The sequence below is a fragment of the Pseudomonas canadensis genome (assembly GCF_030980095.1).
Classification (GTDB): Bacteria; Pseudomonadota; Gammaproteobacteria; order Pseudomonadales; family Pseudomonadaceae; genus Aquipseudomonas; species Aquipseudomonas canadensis.
The window spans coordinates 5449239-5469264 of record NZ_CP133298.1 but is presented as its reverse complement, the minus strand read 5'-3'; the positions used below and the strand labels follow the sequence as shown (position 1 = coordinate 5469264).

At 60.2% G+C, this 20026-nt stretch carries 19 protein-coding genes and 1 pseudogene; 13 read left to right on the top strand and 7 right to left on the bottom strand.

Annotated features, from left to right (window positions below; translation table 11 throughout):
* Positions 1 to 129: 129 nt before the first annotated feature.
* Positions 130 to 558, top strand: a complete 429-nt coding sequence (locus RB216_RS25415) for a DUF4160 domain-containing protein (protein WP_308908025.1) — start codon at positions 130 to 132, stop codon at positions 556 to 558.
* The gene (locus tag RB216_RS25410) at positions 555 to 1025 is read left to right on the top strand and encodes a DUF2442 domain-containing protein (protein ID WP_028618024.1); all 471 of its coding nucleotides are present in this window, start codon (positions 555 to 557) and stop codon (positions 1023 to 1025) included. Before RB216_RS25415 ends, RB216_RS25410 begins: the two co-directional genes overlap by 4 nt.
* Here RB216_RS25410 and trmA read toward each other — a convergent pair.
* Together trmA and RB216_RS25400 are read right to left on the bottom strand one after the other, a co-directional pair.
* Positions 1008 to 2087 (bottom strand): tRNA (uridine(54)-C5)-methyltransferase TrmA, encoded by a 1080-nt coding sequence (trmA, locus tag RB216_RS25405; RefSeq protein WP_308908024.1) that lies wholly within the window; start codon positions 2085 to 2087, stop codon positions 1008 to 1010. The two genes, RB216_RS25410 and trmA, sit on opposite strands and share 18 nt — an antisense overlap.
* Positions 2084 to 3379, bottom strand: coding sequence for an NCS2 family permease (locus tag RB216_RS25400; protein ID WP_028618022.1), 1296 nt, complete (start codon positions 3377 to 3379; stop codon positions 2084 to 2086). The genes trmA and RB216_RS25400 overlap by 4 nt, the downstream gene beginning before the upstream one ends.
* 173 nt (positions 3380 to 3552) lie before the next feature.
* Here RB216_RS25400 and RB216_RS25395 point away from each other — a divergent pair, with 173 nt between their 5' ends.
* The 4 genes from RB216_RS25395 (at position 3553) to RB216_RS25380 (ending at position 7768) form a co-directional block, all read left to right on the top strand.
* On the top strand, positions 3553 to 3999 hold the full coding sequence (locus RB216_RS25395; protein WP_028618021.1) for a DUF4879 domain-containing protein: 447 nt from the start codon (positions 3553 to 3555) through the stop codon (positions 3997 to 3999).
* A gap of 96 nt (positions 4000 to 4095) precedes the next feature.
* The gene (locus tag RB216_RS25390) at positions 4096 to 4602 is read left to right on the top strand and encodes a (2Fe-2S)-binding protein (protein ID WP_028618020.1); all 507 of its coding nucleotides are present in this window, start codon (positions 4096 to 4098) and stop codon (positions 4600 to 4602) included.
* Positions 4599 to 5588 (top strand): FAD binding domain-containing protein, encoded by a 990-nt coding sequence (locus RB216_RS25385; RefSeq protein ID WP_308908023.1) that lies wholly within the window; start codon positions 4599 to 4601, stop codon positions 5586 to 5588. The genes RB216_RS25390 and RB216_RS25385 overlap by 4 nt, the downstream gene beginning before the upstream one ends.
* Entirely contained in the window at positions 5585 to 7768 is a 2184-nt protein-coding gene (locus tag RB216_RS25380) for a xanthine dehydrogenase family protein molybdopterin-binding subunit (protein WP_308908022.1), read from the top strand. Before RB216_RS25385 ends, RB216_RS25380 begins: the two co-directional genes overlap by 4 nt.
* Here the strand turns inward: RB216_RS25380 and RB216_RS25375 are convergent.
* On the bottom strand, positions 7765 to 9006 hold the full coding sequence (locus tag RB216_RS25375) for an MFS transporter (protein WP_236318921.1): 1242 nt from the start codon (positions 9004 to 9006) through the stop codon (positions 7765 to 7767). The genes RB216_RS25380 and RB216_RS25375 overlap by 4 nt on opposite strands.
* 318 nt (positions 9007 to 9324) lie before the next feature.
* Here RB216_RS25375 and RB216_RS25370 point away from each other — a divergent pair, with 318 nt between their 5' ends.
* From RB216_RS25370 to RB216_RS25360, 3 genes are read left to right on the top strand one after another with little or no spacing between them, the layout of a single operon-like run.
* Positions 9325 to 10767, top strand: coding sequence for a cytochrome ubiquinol oxidase subunit I (locus RB216_RS25370; protein ID WP_028618016.1), 1443 nt, complete (start codon positions 9325 to 9327; stop codon positions 10765 to 10767).
* Position 10768: 1 nt separating this feature from the next.
* Positions 10769 to 11776: a cytochrome d ubiquinol oxidase subunit II gene (gene cydB / locus RB216_RS25365; RefSeq protein ID WP_028618015.1), complete on the top strand. Its 1008-nt coding sequence runs from the start codon at positions 10769 to 10771 to the stop codon at positions 11774 to 11776.
* Positions 11777 to 11788: 12 nt separating this feature from the next.
* Positions 11789 to 11956: a DUF2474 domain-containing protein gene (locus tag RB216_RS25360; protein WP_068931979.1), complete on the top strand. Its 168-nt coding sequence runs from the start codon at positions 11789 to 11791 to the stop codon at positions 11954 to 11956.
* A gap of 79 nt (positions 11957 to 12035) precedes the next feature.
* Here RB216_RS25360 and RB216_RS25355 read toward each other — a convergent pair whose 3' ends face one another.
* Both RB216_RS25355 and RB216_RS25350 read right to left on the bottom strand, forming a co-directional pair.
* Entirely contained in the window at positions 12036 to 13160 is a 1125-nt protein-coding gene (locus RB216_RS25355) for a methyltransferase (protein WP_068931978.1), read from the bottom strand.
* Positions 13161 to 13317: 157 nt separating this feature from the next.
* Positions 13318 to 14028: pseudogene (locus tag RB216_RS25350) on the bottom strand (helix-turn-helix transcriptional regulator).
* A gap of 398 nt (positions 14029 to 14426) precedes the next feature.
* Here RB216_RS25350 and RB216_RS25345 point away from each other — a divergent pair.
* The gene (locus RB216_RS25345) at positions 14427 to 15203 is read left to right on the top strand and encodes a ferredoxin--NADP reductase (RefSeq protein ID WP_028618013.1); all 777 of its coding nucleotides are present in this window, start codon (positions 14427 to 14429) and stop codon (positions 15201 to 15203) included.
* 45 nt (positions 15204 to 15248) lie between these two features.
* Here the strand turns inward: RB216_RS25345 and mscL are convergent, their stop codons facing one another.
* On the bottom strand, positions 15249 to 15668 hold the full coding sequence (gene mscL, locus RB216_RS25340) for a large-conductance mechanosensitive channel protein MscL (protein WP_010206685.1): 420 nt from the start codon (positions 15666 to 15668) through the stop codon (positions 15249 to 15251).
* 287 nt (positions 15669 to 15955) lie between these two features.
* On the opposite strand from mscL, the gene katB reads away from it, so the two are divergent.
* The 3 genes from katB to radA all read left to right on the top strand — a co-directional run bounded on the left by katB (position 15956) and on the right by radA (position 19544).
* Positions 15956 to 17497 carry a catalase KatB gene (gene katB, locus RB216_RS25335; RefSeq protein WP_068931975.1) on the top strand — a complete coding sequence of 514 codons (1542 nt, stop codon included), beginning with the start codon at positions 15956 to 15958 and terminating at the stop codon, positions 17495 to 17497.
* A 104-nt stretch (positions 17498 to 17601) separates the two neighbouring features.
* Positions 17602 to 18141 (top strand): ankyrin repeat domain-containing protein, encoded by a 540-nt coding sequence (locus RB216_RS25330; protein WP_068931974.1) that lies wholly within the window; start codon positions 17602 to 17604, stop codon positions 18139 to 18141.
* 35 nt (positions 18142 to 18176) lie between these two features.
* Positions 18177 to 19544: a DNA repair protein RadA gene (gene radA / locus RB216_RS25325; protein WP_016976768.1), complete on the top strand. Its 1368-nt coding sequence runs from the start codon at positions 18177 to 18179 to the stop codon at positions 19542 to 19544.
* A gap of 55 nt (positions 19545 to 19599) precedes the next feature.
* Here the strand turns inward: radA and RB216_RS25320 are convergent, their stop codons facing one another.
* The gene (locus RB216_RS25320) at positions 19600 to 19968 is read right to left on the bottom strand and encodes a PilZ domain-containing protein (protein WP_028618010.1); all 369 of its coding nucleotides are present in this window, start codon (positions 19966 to 19968) and stop codon (positions 19600 to 19602) included.
* Positions 19969 to 20026: the final 58 nt, after the last annotated feature.

Below are 20026 nucleotides of genomic sequence, written 5' to 3'. Positions count from 1 at the left end.
TACAACCCGGCATTCGCCGGGTTTTTTGTGCTTACTAATCTGTGAATCAGCTTCGGGAAATGGAGCCGGTTGTCGGGTGACAGGGGAAAATTGTTACCAGGCGGAAAATAACCTAACGGATGGGTTACGATGAGAGTAGGCACTTACAAAGGATATGTGATTTCGGTGTTTATCAGGGATGAGCACTGCCCGCCCCATGTACATGTGTGGGGGAACGAATGGGATGCGCGTTTTCGTTTCAGCTTTCTGCATGGGGAAGTGGAGTTGTGGGACGTAGAGCCTGAGCGACGGCAACCACCCATGGCGGTTTTGAAAGAAATACGCGGGGCGATCATGCAGCGGCACTACCTGGCGCGGGCACGCAGGATCTGGTGGGAATACCTGCAGACGGTCTGCCTGGAGAATCACTCCTGGGATTGGGAGGCGCGCGAGGTGTTGCCTGGGCTCATCATTCAGCCGGGTGTTTATGTTATCGCGCGCGCCCGGCACGATGTTGTGGGGCAGAAAACAATTTTGAAGCTGGTCAGGGCGCCGGGTTTTGTGGAGATTGAACTATGAAGCAAATCGTAAAAGCCAAAGCTGTACCCTATAAACCACTCACTGAGGCCGACGTCGAAAAGGCGATAGCCCGAGGGCGCAAGACACGGCACCTTTATGCCCGCGCCAGTTCTGTGCGTTATGAAGACAACTGCATTTCCATCGGCTTCAGCGACGGCAGTCGCGTTGTACTGCCGGTGGCTGGCCTGCCCGAGTTCGCGGGGTTTTCCTTGGAGGACTTTGCGCAACTGGAAGTCGGCTTTGGCGGCAAGGCGCTGTGCTGTGAGGCCCAGGACCTGGATGTTTCGGTCACGGGCCTGATCGCCACCAGCAAACCGCTGATGGACCTGGCCACCAGCCTGGTCGCCTCGCGCAATGGCCGCAAAAGCAGCGCTGCCAAAGCCGCCGCCGCCCGCGCCAATGGCAAGAAGGGCGGACGGCCGCGCAAGAAAGAACCAGAGGACGTTGAGTTACCGCCGGGTCAATAACACCCCAGACTCCATATGGTGGGTCCACGGGAACTGGTCAAACAGCGCACACTGGGTAATCTTGTGCGTGTCGTGCAGTTGCGCAATATTCGCCGCCAAGGTCTCCGGGTTGCAGGAGATGTACAGGATGTTGTCGAAGCGTCGGGTCAGTTCGCAGGTGTCCGGGTCCATGCCGGCGCGCGGTGGGTCGACGAAGACGCTGCCGAATTCGTAACTCTTCAAATCGATACCGTGCAGGCGACGAAACGGACGCACTTCGTTCAGCGCTTCGGTGAGTTCTTCGGCAGAGAGACGCACCAGCGTGACGTTATCTACCGCGTTTTCATCGAGGTTGCTCAGGGCTGCATTCACTGAGGTCTTGCTGATTTCGGTAGCCAGTACTTTGCGTACACGCGTAGCCAGGGGCAGGGTGAAGTTGCCGTTGCCGCAATACAACTCCAGCAGATCATCCGGGCGATCACCCAGGGCTTCATAAGCCCAGTTGAGCATCTTCTGGTTCACCGTGCCGTTGGGCTGGGTGAAGGCGCCCTCAGGTTGGCGGTAGCTGAAAGTGCGGCCGCCGACGTCGAGTTTTTCCACCACGTAGTCATGGCCAATCACATCGCGCTTGCCCTTGGAGCGGCCGATGATGCTGACATTCAAGTCAGCCGCCAGCTGGTTTGCGGCGGTGTGCCAATGCTCGTCCAGCGGGCGGTGATAGCACAGGGTGATCATCGCGTCGCCGGCCAGGGTGGTGAGGAACTCCACCTGGAACAGCTTGTGGCTCAGGGCTGCACTGGCTTGCCAGGCGGCCTTGAGTTGCGGCATCAACTGGTTGATGCGCAGGCTGGCGATGGGGAATTCTTCGATCAGGATCGGCGTGCGCTTGTCGTCCTGGGAGAACATCGCGTAGTGGCGCTCACCGCCTTCGCGCCACAGGCGGAACTCCGCGCGCAGGCGGAAGTTCTGCCGCGGCGAGTCGAAGATCTGCGGCTCTGGCGCGTCGAACGGGGCCAGAAGGTCACGCAAACGCGTGACCTTGTCTTGCAGTTGAGCGGTGTAGCTTGCGGCGTCAAAAGTCATGCGTTGAACCAGCCCAGCTTGATCACAAACAGAATCGACAGAATCACCAGTGCCGGGTTCAGCTCACGGTAGCGGCCCGAAAGCAGCTTGATGGCGGTCCAGGCGATGAAACCGAAGGCGATGCCGTTGGCAATGGAATAGGTGAAAGGCATTGCCAGGGCGGTGACCACCACTGGCGCTGCAACCGTGATGTCGTCCCAGTCGATTTCGGCCAGGCCCTGGGTCATCAGCACCGCCACGAACAGCAGTGCTGGCGCGGTGGCGTAGGCCGGTACGCTGGCGGCCAGTGGCGAGAAGAACAACGCCAGCAGGAACAGGACCGCAACCACGATGGCGGTCAAGCCGGTACGGCCACCAGCGCTCACGCCCGCAGCCGATTCGATGTAGCTGGTGGTGGTCGAAGTACCCAGCAGTGAGCCGGCCATGGCGGCGGTACTGTCGGCGATCAGTGCACGGCCCATTTTTGGCATATGGCCGTCCTTGCCCATCAGGCCGGCACGCTTGGCCACGCCGATCAGGGTGCCGGAGTTATCGAACAGGTCCACGAACAGGAACGCGAAGATCACACTGACCAAGCCGATATCCAACGCGCCTTTGATATCCAGCTGCAGGAAGGTCGGGGCCAGGGACGGTGGTACCGAGGTCACACCGATGAACGGGGTGAAGCCCAATACGATGGAGGCGATGGTCACCGCCAGGATGCCGATCAGCACCGCACCGCGCACGGCCAGGGCCTCCAGTGCAACGATCAGCACGAAACCGAGGGTAGCCAGGATCGGCGCAGGTTGTTTCAGGTCGCCCAGGCCGACCATGGTGGCTGGGTTGCTGACCACGATCCCGGCGTTGTGCAGGGCGATCAATGCCAGGAACAGGCCGATACCGGCGGCAATCGCCGAGCGCAGCGGCAGTGGGATAGCATTGATGATCCATTCACGAATACGGAAGATCGACAGCAGGAAGAACAGCACCGCCGAGATAAACACCGCACCCAGCGCAACCTGCCAGGTATGGCCCATGTGCAGGACCACGGTGTAAGTAAAGAAGGCGTTGAGGCCCATGCCGGGCGCGAGGGCGATCGGGTAGTTGGCGATCAGGCCCATCACGGTCGAACCGATGGCGGCCGCCAGGCAGGTCGCGACGAACACCGCGCCTTTGTCCATGCCGGTCTCGCCGAGGATGCTCGGGTTCACGAACAGAATGTAGGCCATGGCCAGGAATGTCGTGATGCCCGCGAGAATCTCGGTGCGCACGTTGGTGTTGTGTGCCTTGAGTTGAAACAGCTTTTCCAGCATGCCTGCTCCCAGTGACGCGCTGTGGCGTCGTGATTTGTTGACCTCTAAGTCAAAGCACAAACTGCGCCAAGCGCCTGTGGTTTCAGAGAGGATCGGAAAAAGCGGCGCATCATACCAGCAGCCGAGGCCTTGAGGCATACTGCGCCGACGTTTAAACCAAGGTCATTTGCAGCATGAAAAACGCCAGCCCGTGGAGTCTAGCCCTGATCCCCTGTATCAGCCTGTTGCTCGGCGCAGCACCGGCCTGGGGCGCAGCTGCACCGCCGTTGAGCGAAGTGCGTGTGTTCCAGGTCGAGTCGGCAGCGTGTAAGGAAAGCATCCCCGAGCGCGCGCAGAGCACACAGATGTGTACGCACCGTGGGCCTACCAAGGTGTCAGTCATGGAAGTCGGCCTGGGCAACAACCCCATGGGCCGCTTTAATGGCGCAGAGCTCAATGGGCAGCGCACGGCGGTCTGCCAGGTGGGCAACATCAGCGAGGCCTGCAATGGGGCCGGCACGCTGATGGGCTACATCTATGTGTTTGACCTGAACGTGGAGGCCCAGGGCTGGTTCCAATACAGCAATTCCTCGATCAACCCCCCGCAGAACACCCTGACGACGCTGCTCAATATCCGCTGATCAATCACCTTGAACGCTCATTACCCCGGGAAGTCGTACCCCTGAGACGGCGATTTCCCTGAACGCCGCGGATGTCCACCAACCCGTGAGGTGTTTATGAGCGCAACCCCCAATGGCGCGGCGGCCCAACCGTTCGTCAGCCACTCGATACGTCTGAGCCTCAATGGCCAGGATCGCCAACTGGATGTATTGCCCTGGACCACATTGCTCGACCTTCTGCGCGAGCAACTCGACCTTGTCGGCAGCAAAAAAGGCTGCGACCACGGCCAATGCGGGGCCTGCACGGTGTTGCGCGATGGCAAGCGGATCAATGCCTGCCTGACCCTGGCGGTGATGTGCGACGGCGCTGAGCTGACCACTATCGAAGGCCTGGCCGACGGCGACCAGCTGCATCCGATGCAGCAGGCGTTTATCAAGCACGACGCCTTCCAGTGCGGCTACTGCACCCCCGGCCAGATCTGTTCCGCCGTGGGCCTGGCCAATGAAGGCCGTGCCCACGACACCGCACAAATCCAGGAACTGATGAGCGGCAACCTGTGCCGCTGTGGCGCCTACAGCAATATCCGCGATGCCATCGAGGAAGTCCTGGAGGGCAAATCATGAACCCCTTCCATTACAGCAGGCCGACCGGCGTGCAGGAGGCCGTGCACCTCAGCAGCGCTGCATCGCGTTTTATTGCCGGGGGTACCAACCTGCTGGACCTGATGAAAGAAAACATCAGTCGCCCCGATCACCTTATCGATATCACCGGCCTGCCGCTGCATGACATTCAGCAAACCGCCGCTGGCGGACTGTTGATCGGTGCCCTGGTCAGCAATGCCGACCTCGCCTGGCACCCGCTGATCGAACAACGTTATCCATTGCTGTCCCAGGCCATCCTCGCTGGCGCCTCGCCGCAGTTGCGCAATATGGCCAGTACCGGCGGCAACCTGTTGCAACGCACCCGTTGCTACTACTTCTATGACGCCACGGTGCCTTGCAACAAACGCGAGCCCGGTAGCGGCTGCCCGGCACGCACGGGTCTGAATCGCATTCATGCCATCCTTGGCGCCAGTGAACAGTGCGTCGCGACGCACCCTTCCGACATGTGCGTGGCGTTGGCGGCGTTGGAAGCGCGGGTGCATGTGGAGGGACGTGCAGGTGCTCGCGTTATCGAGTTTGCCGACTTCCATCGCCTGCCCGGCGATGCGCCGCAGCGTGACAACCAATTGGCTGACGATGAGCTGATTACCGCCATCGAACTGCCCGCCGACAATATGGCAAACCACAGCAACTACCTGAAAATTCGTGACCGCGCTTCCTATGCGTTCGCCCTGGTGTCCGTCGCTGCAGCTTTGGAGCTGGACGGCGACCGTATCGTCGACGCACGTCTGGCCCTGGGTGGCGTAGCCCATAAACCCTGGCGTGATCGCGCGGTGGAAGCCGCGCTGATCGGCCAGCTCGTCAGCCGCGAAACCTTCAGCCACGCCGCCGACGCGCTGCTGCAAGACGCAGAACCTCTGGAACACAACGGCTTCAAGATCAAGTTGGCGCGCCGGGGCATCATTCGTGCCCTGAGTGACGCCGCTGTTGCAGGAGAACGCCCATGACCACCATCGGCAAACCCTTGGACCGGGTCGACGGTCTGCTCAAGGTCACAGGCAAAGCGCGTTACGCCGGTGAGTTTCCCGAGGACGGCCTGCTGCATGGCAGCGTGGTGTCCAGCACCGTCGCCAAGGGCCGCGTGCTGCGTATCGACGCTTCCAGGGCGTTGGCGCTGCCGGGGGTGGTGGCGGTAATTGATCACCTCAACCGGCCAAGAATCGCCAGCTACGACGACGCTTTCCAGGACGCCGACGCCGCCGACGGCTCGCCGTTTCGTCCGCTCTACAACGACCGCGTGCTGTACAGCGGCCAGCCCCTGGCCCTGGTGATCGCCGACAACCTTGAGCTGGCGCGGCATGCCGGCTCTCTGGTGGAGATCGAGTACGAAACCGAAGCCTTCGAAACCGACCTGCTGGCCATGCAGCAACAGGCTCACGCCTCGCCGCAAACCCCGCCCAAACCCCGCGGTGACTTCCAGGCAGTATGGACCGACGCGGCCGTCAGCCTGGACGTGCACTACAGCACGCCCATCGAACACCACAACCCGATGGAACCCCACGCCAGCACGGTGCTGTATCAGCCGGACGGCACCCTGCATATCCATGACAAGACCCAGGGCCCGCAGAACTGTCAGGCCTATGTGCAAAAAGTTTTCGGCCTGGAGAAAAGCCAGGTGCGCATCTTTGCCGCGTTTGTCGGCGGCGCGTTTGGTTCCGGCCTGCGTCCGCAGTACCAATTGCCGCTGGCAGTGATGGCCTCGTTGGCGCTCAAGCGTTCGGTGCGGGTAACGCTGACGCGCCAGCAAATGTTCACGTTCGGCTATCGCCCGCGCACTCTGCAGCGCCTGCAACTCGGCGCTGCCGCTAATGGGCGCCTGCTGGCGTTGGGGCACACCGCCATTGGCCAGACTTCGCGTTTCGAAGACTTCAGTGAACACGTCGTGGAATGGAGCGGCATGCTCTACCACTGCGACAACGTGCAGCTTACTTATAAGTTGGTGCCCCTGGACGTGTTCACGCCTTTGGACATGCGCGCGCCGGGCGCCGCCCTCGGCGTGATCGGCCTGGAGTGCGCCATGGACGAGCTGGCCTGCGCACTGGGGATGGACCCGGTGCAACTGCGGCTGATCAACTACGCCGAGCGCAACCAGAACGAAGACAAGCCCTGGTCGAGCAAAGTCCTGCGCGAGTGTTACCGCGAAGGCGCCGAGCGTTTTGGCTGGAGCCAGCGCAACCCGGAACCGCGCAGCATGCGCGACGGCCGCCAGTTGATCGGTTGGGGCATGGCCGGCGGCGTGTGGGAAGCCATGCAGATGAAGGCCAGCGCCAAGGCGCACATCGATGCGCAGGGCAAGCTGACCGTCAGCAGCGCCACCACCGATATCGGCACCGGTACGTACACGGTGATGACCCAGATCGCGGCGCAGGCCAGCGGTGTGGCGGTGGAAGATGTGGCGTTTCTGCTGGGCGACTCATCATTGCCCACCGCGCCGTTGCAGGGCGGTTCATTCACGGTGTCCTCCGTCGGCACTGCCGTGCAGCAAGCCTGCGAGGCCTTGAATGCCAAGCTGCTGAACATCGCACGGCAGACTTACCCGGTGTTCAAGGACGCCGAAGCCGTGCGCTTCGAAGACGGTCTACTGCATACCGGCGACGTGAGTGTGTCACTGGCGCAGTTGGTCAAGGACAGCGGCGAAGACGCGCTGCAAGTGCAGGTCGACAGTGAGCCCGACAAAAAACGCGAGGGCTACAGCACCGCCACTCACTCAGCCGTCTTCGTCGAGGTGCAAGTGGACGAAGACCTGGGCACCATCAAGGTCCGCAGGGTGGTCAGCGCGATTGCCGCCGGACGTGTGGTCAACCCGAAGATGGCCCGTAGCCAGATCCTCGGCGGTGTCGTATGGGGCATCGGCATGGCATTGCATGAAGAAACCCAGATCGACCATCAGCTGGGGCGCTACATGAACCACAGCCTGGCGGAGTACCACATTCCGGTTAACGCCGATATTGGCGACATTGACGTGGTGTTTGTCGAAGAACACGACGAGATCGTCAACGCCCTGGGGTCCAAGGGTGTTGGGGAGATCGGTATCGTCGGGGTGGCAGCGGCGGTGGCCAATGCGATTTATCACGCCACCGGCAAGCGGGTGCGAGAGTTTCCCATCACCCTCGACAAGGTGCTCTAGACCTTCGCTTGTTCTTCCACGGGCACATGCATGCGGTCACGGTTGGCCAGGGTCGGGAACAGCTTGATCCAGACCCCGGTCACCACCAGCGTACCGATCCCGCCCATGACCACGGCGGGCACGGTGCCGAACCAGTGGGCGGTAATCCCGGATTCGAACTCGCCCAACTGGTTGGACGCGCCGATAAACAGGCCGTTGACCGCACTGACCCGCCCGCGCATTTCATCCGGCGTCTCCAGCTGCACGAACGAGGCGCGGATCACCATGCTGATCATGTCCGCCGCGCCCAGCACCACCAGCACCGCCAGGGAGAACCAGAACGAGGTGGACAGGCCAAAGGCGATGGTCGCCACGCCGAACACGCCGACGGCCGTGAACATCACGCGGCCCACATGGCGGTCCACTGAGAACCGCGCCAGCCACAGCGACATCAATAACGCGCCCACCGCCGGCGCCGAACGCAGCAGGCCCAGGCCCCAGGCGCCGGTCAACAGAATGTCTTTGGCAAACACCGGCAGCAACGCGGTGGCGCCACCCAGCAGCACGGCGAACAGGTCGAGCGAGATGGCACCGAGGATATCCGGGCGGCTGCGGATGAAGCGGATGCCAGCCAGCAGAGAATCCAAGGTGGCCTTGCCTTTGTTGAGTGGTGTCTGGCGGGCGGGCAGGTTGAGGGTCAGCATGCAGGCGATGAGGTACAGCACTACCGTGGGGCCATAGACCCAGACGCTGCCAAACGCGTACAGCAAACCGCCGAGGGCGGGTGCGACGATGGTTGCCAGTTGCTGGGCCGACTGCGAGGAGGCCACGGCTCGCGGGAATAAAATGCTGGGGACGATGCTGGGCAGCATCGCCTGGGTGGTGGGCATTTCAAACGAACGCGCGGCACCGAGCAGGAAGGCGAGGATGAAGATCATCTCGCGGGTCACATTGCCGGTCAGCCCGCCGATGGCCAGGCTCAAGGCAATCAGTGCCTGCACGGTCTGGCAGATGGCGGCGACCTTGCGCCGTTCATAGCGGTCTGCCACATGCCCGGTGTGCAACATGAACAGTACGCGAGGCACGAATTCCACCAGGCCGACCAAGCCCAGGTCCAGCACATTGCCGGTCAGTTGATAGAGGTTCCAACCGATAGCCACCGTGAGCATCTGAAAACCGCTGGCGGTAAAGATGCGCGCCAGCCAGAACGCGATGAAAGGGCGGTGGTGACGCAACAACAACGCGGGTTCACTAGGCATCGGGGATTCAGGTCAGGGCCGGAGGGAGCGCCGAGATTATCATCAAGTTGTAACAGATAGTTGCAAGAACTGATCTGAGGCAGTCTGTCACGCGGCAAAAGACCACACAGTTCAATCCCGAAAATGGGACTACTCTTTCAGCAATGCTTGATCCAGATCAATGTCCGCCTGGGCATCGATCTGGCGGCCTTAGGGCCAGATTCCCTACGCGGTGGGTTAAAAAAAGAAACGAATTGAAATTCGCCAGACTCCATATCCGTGGGGGCAGTGGGTGCAGGCTCCCGCCAGCAGCCGGTATTACCTGACAGAGGAAGACTTATGTTCGGTTTGGAGGCGCTAGATCTCGCCCGAATTCAATTCGCGTTCACCATCTCTTTCCACATCCTGTTCCCGGCGATCACCATCGGCCTGGCCAGTTACCTCGCGGTGCTGGAAGGCTTGTGGCTCAAGACGCACAACGACACCTACCGTGACCTCTACCATTTCTGGTCGAAGATCTTTGCCGTCAACTTCGGCATGGGCGTGGTCTCCGGGTTGGTCATGGCCTACCAGTTCGGCACTAACTGGAGCCGTTTCTCAGACTTCGCTGGCGCCGTCACCGGGCCGCTTCTTACATACGAAGTGCTCACGGCCTTCTTCCTCGAGGCCGGTTTCCTGGGCGTAATGCTGTTTGGCTGGAACAAGGTGGGGCGCAATCTGCACTTCTTCTCCACCGTGATGGTGGCCGTCGGTACGCTGATTTCCACGTTCTGGATCCTCTCGTCCAACAGCTGGATGCAGACGCCCCAGGGCTTTGAAATCATTGATGGCCGTGTGATCCCGACCGATTGGTTCGCCGTGGTCTTCAACCCCTCGTTCCCTTATCGCCTGGCGCACATGGCCACGGCGGCGTTCGTAGCGACTGCGTTCTTCGTCGGCTCCTCGGCGGCTTGGCACTTGCTGCGCGGCAAGGACAACCCGGCGATTCGCAAAATGCTCTCGATGGCCATGTGGATGGCCCTGATCGTCGCGCCTATCCAGGCGGTGATCGGTGACTTCCACGGGCTGAATACCTTGAAGCACCAGCCGGCGAAAATCGCCGCGATTGAAGGTCACTGGGAAAACATCGGCAACGAACCGACGCCATTGATCTTGTTCGGTTGGCCGGACATGAAGGAGGAAAGGACCAAGTACGCCGTCGAGATCCCGTACTTGGGCAGCCTGATCCTCACCCACTCGTTGGATAAACAAGTGCCGGCGCTCAAGGAATTCCCACCGGAAGACCGCCCTAACTCGACCATCGTGTTCTGGTCGTTCCGGGTCATGGTCGGCCTGGGCTTCCTGATGATTTTCACCGGTCTGTTCAGCCTCTGGCTGCGCCGGGGCGACAAGATGTACACATCCAAACCGTTCCTCTACCTGGCGTTGTGGATGGGGCCGTCCGGCCTGATCGCGATTCTTGCCGGCTGGTTCACCACCGAGATCGGCCGTCAGCCGTGGGTGGTGTATGGCTTGATGCGCACGGCGGATGCTTCATCCGGGCATAGCCTGGCGCAGATGACGATCACCCTGGTGTTGTTCGTGGTGGTGTACTTCGCGCTGTTCGGCGCAGGCCTGGGCTACATGATGCGCCTGGTGCGCAAAGGCCCTGTGACCCACGAAAGCACCGAGCCAACCCACGGTGGCCCTGGCCAGAAACGCACACCGGCCCGTCCGTTGTCCGCCGCCGATGATGATGGCAACGATGACGACCGCACCCACATCCAGCACAAGGGGCATTGAGATGGGTATTGATCTTCCGCTGATCTGGGCCGTGATCATTATCTTCGGCATCATGATGTACGTGGTCATGGACGGCTTCGACCTGGGTATCGGCATCCTGTTTCCGTTTATCCCCGGCAAGACCGACCGTGACGTGATGATGAACACCGTGGCCCCGGTCTGGGACGGCAACGAAACCTGGCTGGTACTGGGCGGCGCGGCGTTGTTTGGCGCATTCCCGCTGGCCTATTCGGTGGTGTTGTCGGCGCTGTACCTGCCGCTGATCCTGATGCTGATCGGGCTGATCTTCCGTGGCGTGGCGTTCGAGTTCCGCTTCAAGGCCAAGGACCATAAGCGTCACCTGTGGGACAAGGCGTTTATCGGCGGTTCGCTGGCGGCGACGTTCTTCCAAGGCGTGGCACTGGGGGCGTTTATCGACGGCATTCCCGTGGTGAATCGCCAGTTTGCCGGTGGTTCACTGGACTGGGCCACGCCGTTCACGATGTTCTGTGGCGTGGCGCTGATCGTGGCCTATGCCTTGCTCGGCTGCACTTGGCTGATCATGAAGACCGAAGGCCCGTTGCAGGAAAAGATGCACGACCTGGCACGGCCACTGGCCTTTGTGGTGTTGGCGGTGATCGGCATCGTGAGCATCTGGACGCCATTGACGCACCCGGAAATCGCCTCGCGCTGGTTCACCCTGCCGAATCTGTTCTGGTTCCTGCCGGTTCCGATCCTGGTGCTTGTGACCATGTACGGGCTGATCCGCGCGGTGGCGCGTAATGCGCACTACACGCCATTCCTGCTGACGCTGGTGCTGATTTTCCTGGGCTACAGTGGCTTGGGCATCAGCCTGTGGCCGAATATCATTCCGCCCTCCGTGTCGATCTGGGACGCCGCCGCACCGCCGCAGAGCCAGGGCTTCATGTTGGTCGGCACCTTGTTCATCATCCCGTTCATCCTGGGCTACACCTTCTGGAGCTACTACGTGTTCCGCGGCAAGGTCACCCACGAAGACGGTTATCACTAGGAGGGGCGTTTCATGTCCGGCAAACCTTCGTTGCACGAGATCGAACAGGCCGAGAAACAGCCGTTGTGGCGGCGCCTGGGGTGGCTGGTGATGATCTGGACCGGCAGCGTGCTGGCCCTGTTTGTCGTGGCCAGCCTGATGCGCATGTTCATGAATGCGGCCGGCTTGACCACCCACTGACATCCCGATCCGGGCCTGACGGCTCGGCTTTCCAACCCTGCTTTTCGCGAGAGAAGCAGGGTTTTTTTATTTACGGGGTTTATTTACGGGCTTTGAGGATCACGAACTTTGGCGTGGTGGCGACTTGCTCGACACCCCGGAATAAGCGCGCCAGTTTGGTGTGATAACCCAGATGACGGTTGCCGACTATATAAAGGGCACCGCCCACCACCAGCGCTTCACGCGCCTGCTGGAACATGCGCCAGGCGAGGAAGTCACCGACCACCTGTTGTTGATGGAAGGGTGGGTTGCACAGAACGACGTCCAGTGAACCGGGTTCCTGGCCGGCGAGGCCATCGGCGGCGCGTATGACTACGTCGCGCGCCCCGAGAGCGGCTTGCCAGTTTTCGGCCGCCGATTGCACGGCCATATAGGATTCATCCACCAAAGTGTAATGCGCTTCGGGGTTTTGCAGTGCGCTGGCAATCGCCAGGACACCATTGCCGCAGCCCAGGTCCGCGACACGGGCGTTGCCCAGGTTTTTCGGTAGGTGGGGCAGGAACGCACGGGTGCCGATGTCCAGGCTTTCGCGGCAGAACACGTTGGCGTGGTTCAGCAGTTCGATCGCCGGCGTGTCCAGGGTGTAGCGGGTGGGGTAGGGCGAGCTGGCTGCCGGGCGCTCTTGCGCCGTGGCAATCAGCAGTCGCGCCTTTTTCACCGCAAGCGACGCCTGCATCGTCCCGATGTAACGCTCCAGTAATTCGCCAGCGGCCCTAGGTAAGTGCTTGATCATCGCCCCGGCGATAACTTGAGCTCCGGGCGCGAGTTGTCCCTGCAGGCGGATCAGTTGCTCTTCCAGCAGCGCCAGGGTTTTCGGTACGCGGATCAGCACACAGTCGAAAGGCCCAGCCGGAACCTGGCTGGCGGGGATGAATGCCACTGCATCAAACGCCTTGCCGTTACGTACCAGGTTCTTCTCCAGGCCCTGGGCAGCCAGGAACGAATCACCGCTGGACGTGACCTGAACCTGCCCCTGAAGGCTGGCCGCCAGCGCGCCGAAGCTGTCATTGAGCACCAGCACGCGAGTCGCAGCAGTCGGTTGCTGCTCGGCCAGATGGTTGAGCAGGTATTCGTCGGCGGCATCGAAGGCTTGCAGAGGATCGTTATGTTGCTCTGGCTGACGGATCAGGTCGAGTTGGGCGAAGGGGCTTTCGAGCAGGGGCATGGCGGGGGAGGCTCTGGGTCGTCGATGGGAGTTCTGCAATCGCTGCAGAACCCTCTGAGTGAACTACGGTGCGGGCCGGGGGGCAGCATCAACACTCAGAATTGACTGTAAATGTTACTTTTTTTCCAGAGGGATTACATGCGGTGTTTCCAGGCGATTAAAAACAGCCCATTTGGGATGCCCTGAGGACTGCGGCGATCTTGTTATTGACCCCCAGTTTCTTGAGTGCACCGGCGATGTGAAACCCTATCGTACGCTCTGACAGGCACAGGATTGTGGCGATTTCTGCGGCGGTCTTGCCTAAACCTGACCATCTGAGGATTTCTGTTTCTCGCGGGGTCAGCTTGCATGGCTCTTTGAAACTGGGTTCGTCGGCAAATTTCTGTGCCACCACCGCATGCAGGGCATGACACAGCCACAGCACCTGGCCGGCTTTTTCATACAACTCCTCCGGGCTGACTTCACCTTTACTACGGCCCAAGGTCAGCATGCTGAAGACACCCTGGAAATCATGTACTGCTTGAGTCCAGCCTAGGTGTACGCCATGGGATTGGGCCAGTTGCCATAAACTGGGCGCGGCACCAAATGCCTTTTCTTCCCAGAGGATGGGCAATACGCAACGTTTGCAGTGGGCTACAACCGGGTCTACATCGAAAAAGTGTGCTTTTTTGTAGATATCATTCTATTCATTCGGATAGTTATTTATGTGAATTGGTTTCGTTTGGTTATTGGGTAGTTGAGAACTCATCGTAAAGGAACAAAATTGGAAGCCAAGTTCTAACGTGTGATTGAGGGCCATTTCAAAAACACTGGTTATCTGGTTCTCGCCTTCCAGTTTTGGGAGCCTTGTATTGCGCCAGCTAATCATCGGTCACTCTCCATGAGATGCTACTGGCTGCGGGTACGTCCTTACCCCCGCAGCTGCACGAGACTGATTGTAGGATATGGCCTACATATTTAAGTGAAAAAAGTTAAAAATTTTTTGTTTTGAAGAAGTCCCGCGTTGTGCAAAGAGTAAAAGTTTGTATAGGTTGCGCGCGTGTTTAATCTTTTTAATACAAATTAGAGAGTTGTCAGTGCTGTCAAATTGATGGCTATTAAAAACACTGCATCATCTGATAGGTCACTTAGTGTTTGCTAATAGCCAAATGGTTAGTCTCGGTCCATATACCGACGCCTTGACAAGCGCGAATGCCAGTACAAATCAGCGGTGTTTGCGCTCGTCACTTTGAGGGACACTAGGGCACCTGTAGAACGGAGCCCCCCATGACCGCCAGCGCTGAGAAATTTACCCGCCAGACCTTGCTCGACGTGCAATCGCTGACCCCCAGCCTGTTTACCCTGCGCACTACCCGCGATGCGGGCTTTCGTTTCACGGCGGGGCAGTTTGTGCGTTTGGGGGTTACCAAGGCGGACGGCAGCACCGTATGGCGCGCCTATTCGCTGGTGTCCTCACCGTTTGACGAGCATCTGGATTTCTTCTCGATCGTCGTCCCCGGGGGTGAGTTCACCAGCGAACTGAGCCGCCTGAGGGTAGGCGATACCTTGATGGTTGAGCGCCAGGCCACGGGCTTCCTGACCTTGAACCGTTTCGTGGATGGCCGCGACTTGTGGATGCTGGGGACGGGCACCGGGGTGGCGCCGTTTTTGTCGATCCTGCAGGACTTCGAGGTCTGGGAGAAATTCGAGCGCATCATCCTGGTGTACAGCGCACGGGAAGCCAAGGAACTCGCGTATCAGACGCTGATCAAGGAACTGGGTGAGCTTGAATACCTCGCCGAATACGCACACAAACTCACCTACGTTCCCACCGTCACTCGTGAGCAGCATCCTGGCGCGTTGAATGGGCGCATCACCACACTGATCGAAAATGGCGAGCTTGAGCGTGCAGCCGGCGTCGAGTTGACCCCGGAGCATTCGCGCGTGCTGATCTGCGGCAACCCGCAGATGGTCGATGACACACGCCAATTGCTCAAGCAGCGTGACATGAACCTGAGCTTGAGCCGTCGCCCCGGCCAAGTCGCGGTGGAAAACTACTGGTAATAAAAAAGGCGCCTCTAGCAGGCGCCTTTTTTCTCAAGCCGGTCTTTACAGGCGCGGCTTGTCATTCTGTGCCTTGAGCAGATCGCGGATCTCACCCAGCAACACTTCTTCCTTGGTCGGCGTCGGCGGCAGGCTTGGCGCCACGGCCTCTTCACGCTTCAGGCGGTTGATCGCTTTCACACCCATGAAAATCGCGAACGCGACAATCACAAAGTCGATGACGCTCTGAATGAACTTGCCGTAGGCCAGCACCACCGCAGGCACATCGCCCTGTGCTGCCTTGAGCGTTATCGCCAGGTCACCGAAGTCCACGCCACCGATCAACAGACCGATTGGCGGCATCACCACGTCGCCTACAAACGAGGAAACAATTTTGCCGAAGGCTGCGCCGATGATAATACCGACGGCCATGTCGACCACATTACCTTTGACCGCGAAGGCCTTGAACTCACTGATCACGCCCATAGGTTATTCCTTGTTACAGATGAGAAGGGTGGGACTCAGTGTAAGACAGTCGTAGCGGGCTTGCCCGACACAACCGTTAACACTGTTAGTTTTTATCGACACATTAAAACGCAAATAGTTTGCAAAGTGCCACCAGTCGCGCGCGAAATACGCCTGATATCAGTGACTTAACAGATTATTTTGTTAATCGGGTTGTTGTGAGTTTTCTATTTATCTTCTGACTCTCGGGTCACTAGCCTCTGGCAAGCACAACTGAATGTGCACTAAAAAAACCAGAGGAAACCTCGATGAAGAATCCAATGAGCCGCGCGCCTGTTTCAGCGCGATACGCGCTGGTACTGGCGACCGCCAGCCTGCTTTCCCTGTCCGTACACGCCGCCAACCTGACCCGCGACAACGGTGCTGCGGTGGGTGACAACCAGAACTCGCAGACCGCCGGCGCCAATGGCCCGGTGTTGCTGCAAGACGTGCAGTTGATCCAGAAGCTGCAGCGCTTCGACCGCGAGCGCATCCCTGAGCGCGTGGTCCACGCCCGTGGTACCGGCGCCCACGGTACTTTCACCGTCACCGACACCCTCAGCGACCTGACCAAGGCCAAGGTGTTCGCGGCCGGCGAAGCCACCCCGGTGTTCGTGCGCTTCTCCGCCGTGGTCCACGGTAACCACTCCCCGGAAACCCTGCGCGACCCGCGTGGTTTCGCCACCAAGTTCTACACCGCCGATGGCAACTGGGACCTGGTGGGCAACAACTTCCCGACGTTCTTTATCCGCGATGCCATCAAGTTCCCGGACATGGTCCACGCTTTCAAACCGGACCCGCGTACCAACCTGGATGACGATTCCCGTCGCTTCGACTTCTTCTCCCATGTGCCAGAGTCCACGCGCACGCTGACCGAGCTGTACTCCGACTCCGGCACCCCGGCCAGCTATCGGGAAATGGACGGCAACGGCGTGCATGCCTACAAGCTGATCAACGCTAAGGGTGAGGTGCACTACGTCAAGTTCCACTGGAAGAGCCTGCAAGGCATCAAGAACCTTGATCCCAAGCAAGTCACCGAAGTGCAGGGCCGTGATTACAGCCACATGACCAACGATCTGGTCACGCATATCAACAAGGGCGACTTCCCCAAGTGGGACCTGTACGTGCAGGTGCTCAAGCCTGAGGACCTGGCCAAGTTCGACTTCGATCCACTGGACGCCACCAAGATCTGGCCGAATGTGCCTGAGCGCAAAGTCGGGCAGATGGTGCTGAACCGCAACCCCGCCAACGTGTTCCAGGAAACCGAGCAAGTGGCCATGGCCCCGGCCAACCTGGTGCCGGGCATCGAGCCGTCTGAGGACCGCCTGCTGCAAGGCCGCGTATTCTCCTACGCCGACACCCAGATGTATCGCCTGGGCGCCAACGCCCTGCAACTGCCGATCAACGCCCCACGGGTGACCGTCAACAACGGTAACCAGGACGGCGCGATGAACTTCGGCAAGACCACCACTGGCGTGAACTACCAGCCAAGCCGTCTGCTGCCACGGGACGAGCCGCAAACCGCGCGCTACAGCCAGTCGACCCTGTCGGGCAGCACCCAGCAGGCGAAGATCCAGCGCGAGCAGAACTTCAAGCAGGCCGGTGATCTGTACCGCTCCTTCACGAAGAAGGAGCGTCAGGACTTGATCGAGAACTTTGGTGGCTCGCTGGCGACCACCGATGACGAGAGCAAGCACATCATCCTGTCGTTCCTGTACAAGGCCGACCCGGAATATGGCACCGGCGTGGCCAAGGTTGCCAAGGGTGACCTGGCGCGCGTGAAGGCGCTGGCGGACAAACTCACCGACTGACCATGCAACCCCCTGTAGGCGCCGGCTTGCCGGCGATGACGTCCTCGAATACGCCATCGCCGGCAAGCCGGCTCCTACAAAGGGGGTAATACGGAGGATTGGCTATGCGAATTTTCATAGGCGCTGTGTTGGCATGCCTGGCGTTCGGCGCGTGGGCCGAACCGGCCGACCCTGCGAAGCTCAAGACACAACTACAGGACTACTATTTCGACGCCGCCCGACGAGGCGACCTCGACATGCTCAACACCTTTATCGACTCCGGCTACAGCCTCAACACCCAGGATGACAAGGGCTACACCGCGCTGATCCTCGCCGCTTACCACGGCCAGGGCCCGTTCGTGGAACGCTTGCTCAATGCCGGAGCCGACGCCTGCGTGCAGGACAAGCGCGGCAACACGGCGCTGATGGGCGCGATCTTCAAGGGCGAGTTGAAAATCGCCAAACGCCTGCTAGCGACCGACTGCAACCCCGACCAACGCAACGGCGCCGGGCAGACGGCGGCCATGTATGCCGGGCTGTTCAAGCGGCTCGAGTTGCTGGATGAATTGAAGGCCAAGGGCGCCGACCTCAACGCCGAAGACCCGATCGGCAACAGCGCTTCACGATTGGCCAGCGGTGAAATCCGGACCCCGGCGCCGCGCTGAGCTATCATCGCGGTTTTTCGGTTGGAGGTTCTTAAATGGCAAAGGCCAAGCGCATGTACGGCTGCACGGAGTGCGGCGCGACCTTTCCCAAGTGGGCCGGCCAGTGCACCGAGTGCGGTGCATGGAACACCCTGACTGAAACCATGATCGAAAGCGGCGGCGCTGCGGCCCCCACCGGCCGCGCCGGCTGGACCGGGCAACAGGCGCAGATCAAGACGCTGGCCGAAGTCAGCGTCGAAGAGATCCCGCGTTTCTCCACGGCCTCCGGTGAATTGGACCGGGTGCTGGGCGGCGGCCTGGTGGACGGCTCGGTGGTACTGATCGGCGGCGATCCGGGCATCGGCAAATCGACGATCCTGCTGCAAACCCTGTGCAGCATCGCCAGCCGCATGCCAGCGCTGTATGTCACCGGCGAGGAATCCCAACAACAGGTGGCTATGCGCGCCCGTCGCCTGGGGCTGCCCCAGGATCAACTGCGGGTGATGACCGAGACCTGCATCGAAAGCATCATTGCCACGGCGCGTATTGAAAAGCCCAAGGTCATGGTGATCGACTCGATCCAGACGATTTTCACTGAGCAATTGCAGTCGGCACCGGGCGGCGTATCCCAGGTGCGTGAAAGCGCGGCGCTGCTGGTGCGCTATGCCAAGCAGAGCGGCACCGCTATCTTCCTGGTCGGTCATGTGACCAAAGAGGGCGCACTGGCCGGGCCGCGGGTGTTGGAGCATATGGTCGACACCGTGCTGTACTTCGAAGGTGAATCCGATGGCCGTCTGCGTTTGCTGCGGGCGGTGAAGAACCGGTTCGGCGCGGTCAACGAATTGGGCGTGTTCGCCATGACTGACCGGGGGCTTAAAGAAGTCTCCAACCCTTCGGCGATTTTTCTCACGCGTGCCCAGGAAGAAGTCCCAGGCAGTGTGGTGATGGCAACGTGGGAAGGCACCCGCCCGATGCTGGTGGAAGTGCAGGCGCTGGTGGATGACAGCCATCTCGCCAACCCTCGCCGCGTAACCTTGGGCCTGGATCAGAATCGACTGGCGATGTTGCTTGCGGTATTGCACCGTCACGGCGGTATTCCGACCCACGACCAGGACGTGTTCCTCAACGTGGTCGGCGGGGTCAAGGTGCTGGAAACCGCGTCCGACCTGGCGCTAATGGCGGCAGTCATGTCCAGCCTGCGTAACCGGCCGTTGCCCCATGATTTGCTGGTGTTTGGTGAAGTGGGCCTGTCGGGCGAGGTGCGTCCGGTGCCAAGTGGCCAGGAACGCTTGAAGGAAGCCGCCAAGCACGGCTTCAAACGGGCAATCGTACCTAAAGGCAATGCGCCCAAGGAGTCGCCGCCTGGGATAAAGATCATTGGCGTGACGCGACTGGAACAGGCGTTGGATGCACTTTTCGAGTAAACGCATACCCTTGTAGGAGCCGGCAAGCCGGCTCCTACAAGGGTTGGGCGAACATTCAGGTCTCCAGCAAGGCCGCCAATTCTCGGTGCAGTTCCTCCTCGTCACCCAGGTTCAACTCGATCAATCGTCGCAAATGGCTGATCGAGTCCAGGTCGATGTGCTGGCACACAAAACCCAATTGCCCGTGATCCTCATGGGTCAGTCGCACTTGCATCTTTATATGCGCCTTGGGGTCTAGGCGGATATCGACGTCGAACGGCAGCGCCTTGTTGCCCTTCCAGTCGTCGGGCCGTCGTATCAACAAGCCTTTTAACGACAAATCCACCAATCGCACCGTCCAGTCGCGGCCGTTTTGCCGCAGTTCTGTCTTGGCGTCAAAGGCGATGCGGCGAAAACGGCGGCGGTCAGACGGTTGCTCGGTCATGGTGAAACCCTCTGGAGATACGGGAATTGTAGCCCTGCGCCATCATTGGCCCGGTATT

Bases quoted from the DNA above. Each gene is read 5' to 3' on its own strand.
- RB216_RS25345 (WP_028618013.1), top strand. From the start codon at position 14,427: ATGACCGCCAGCGCTGAGAAATTTACCCGCCAGACCTTGCTCGACGTG.
- RB216_RS25370 (WP_028618016.1), top strand. From the start codon at position 9,325: ATGTTCGGTTTGGAGGCGCTAGATCTCGCCCGAATTCAATTCGCGTTC.
- RB216_RS25415 (WP_308908025.1), top strand. From the start codon at position 130: ATGAGAGTAGGCACTTACAAAGGATATGTGATTTCGGTGTTTATCAGG.
- RB216_RS25330 (WP_068931974.1), top strand. From the start codon at position 17,602: ATGCGAATTTTCATAGGCGCTGTGTTGGCATGCCTGGCGTTCGGCGCG.
- RB216_RS25355 (WP_068931978.1), bottom strand. From the start codon at position 13,160: ATGCCCCTGCTCGAAAGCCCCTTCGCCCAACTCGACCTGATCCGTCAG.
- RB216_RS25375 (WP_236318921.1), bottom strand. From the start codon at position 9,006: ATGCCTAGTGAACCCGCGTTGTTGTTGCGTCACCACCGCCCTTTCATC.
- RB216_RS25380 (WP_308908022.1), top strand. From the start codon at position 5,585: ATGACCACCATCGGCAAACCCTTGGACCGGGTCGACGGTCTGCTCAAG.
- katB (WP_068931975.1), top strand. From the start codon at position 15,956: ATGAAGAATCCAATGAGCCGCGCGCCTGTTTCAGCGCGATACGCGCTG.
- mscL (WP_010206685.1), bottom strand. From the start codon at position 15,668: ATGGGCGTGATCAGTGAGTTCAAGGCCTTCGCGGTCAAAGGTAATGTG.
- RB216_RS25410 (WP_028618024.1), top strand. From the start codon at position 555: ATGAAGCAAATCGTAAAAGCCAAAGCTGTACCCTATAAACCACTCACT.
- trmA (WP_308908024.1), bottom strand. From the start codon at position 2,087: ATGACTTTTGACGCCGCAAGCTACACCGCTCAACTGCAAGACAAGGTC.
- RB216_RS25385 (WP_308908023.1), top strand. From the start codon at position 4,599: ATGAACCCCTTCCATTACAGCAGGCCGACCGGCGTGCAGGAGGCCGTG.
- RB216_RS25360 (WP_068931979.1), top strand. From the start codon at position 11,789: ATGTCCGGCAAACCTTCGTTGCACGAGATCGAACAGGCCGAGAAACAG.
- RB216_RS25395 (WP_028618021.1), top strand. From the start codon at position 3,553: ATGAAAAACGCCAGCCCGTGGAGTCTAGCCCTGATCCCCTGTATCAGC.
- RB216_RS25400 (WP_028618022.1), bottom strand. From the start codon at position 3,379: ATGCTGGAAAAGCTGTTTCAACTCAAGGCACACAACACCAACGTGCGC.
- RB216_RS25390 (WP_028618020.1), top strand. From the start codon at position 4,096: ATGAGCGCAACCCCCAATGGCGCGGCGGCCCAACCGTTCGTCAGCCAC.
- radA (WP_016976768.1), top strand. From the start codon at position 18,177: ATGGCAAAGGCCAAGCGCATGTACGGCTGCACGGAGTGCGGCGCGACC.
- RB216_RS25320 (WP_028618010.1), bottom strand. From the start codon at position 19,968: ATGACCGAGCAACCGTCTGACCGCCGCCGTTTTCGCCGCATCGCCTTT.
- cydB (WP_028618015.1), top strand. From the start codon at position 10,769: ATGGGTATTGATCTTCCGCTGATCTGGGCCGTGATCATTATCTTCGGC.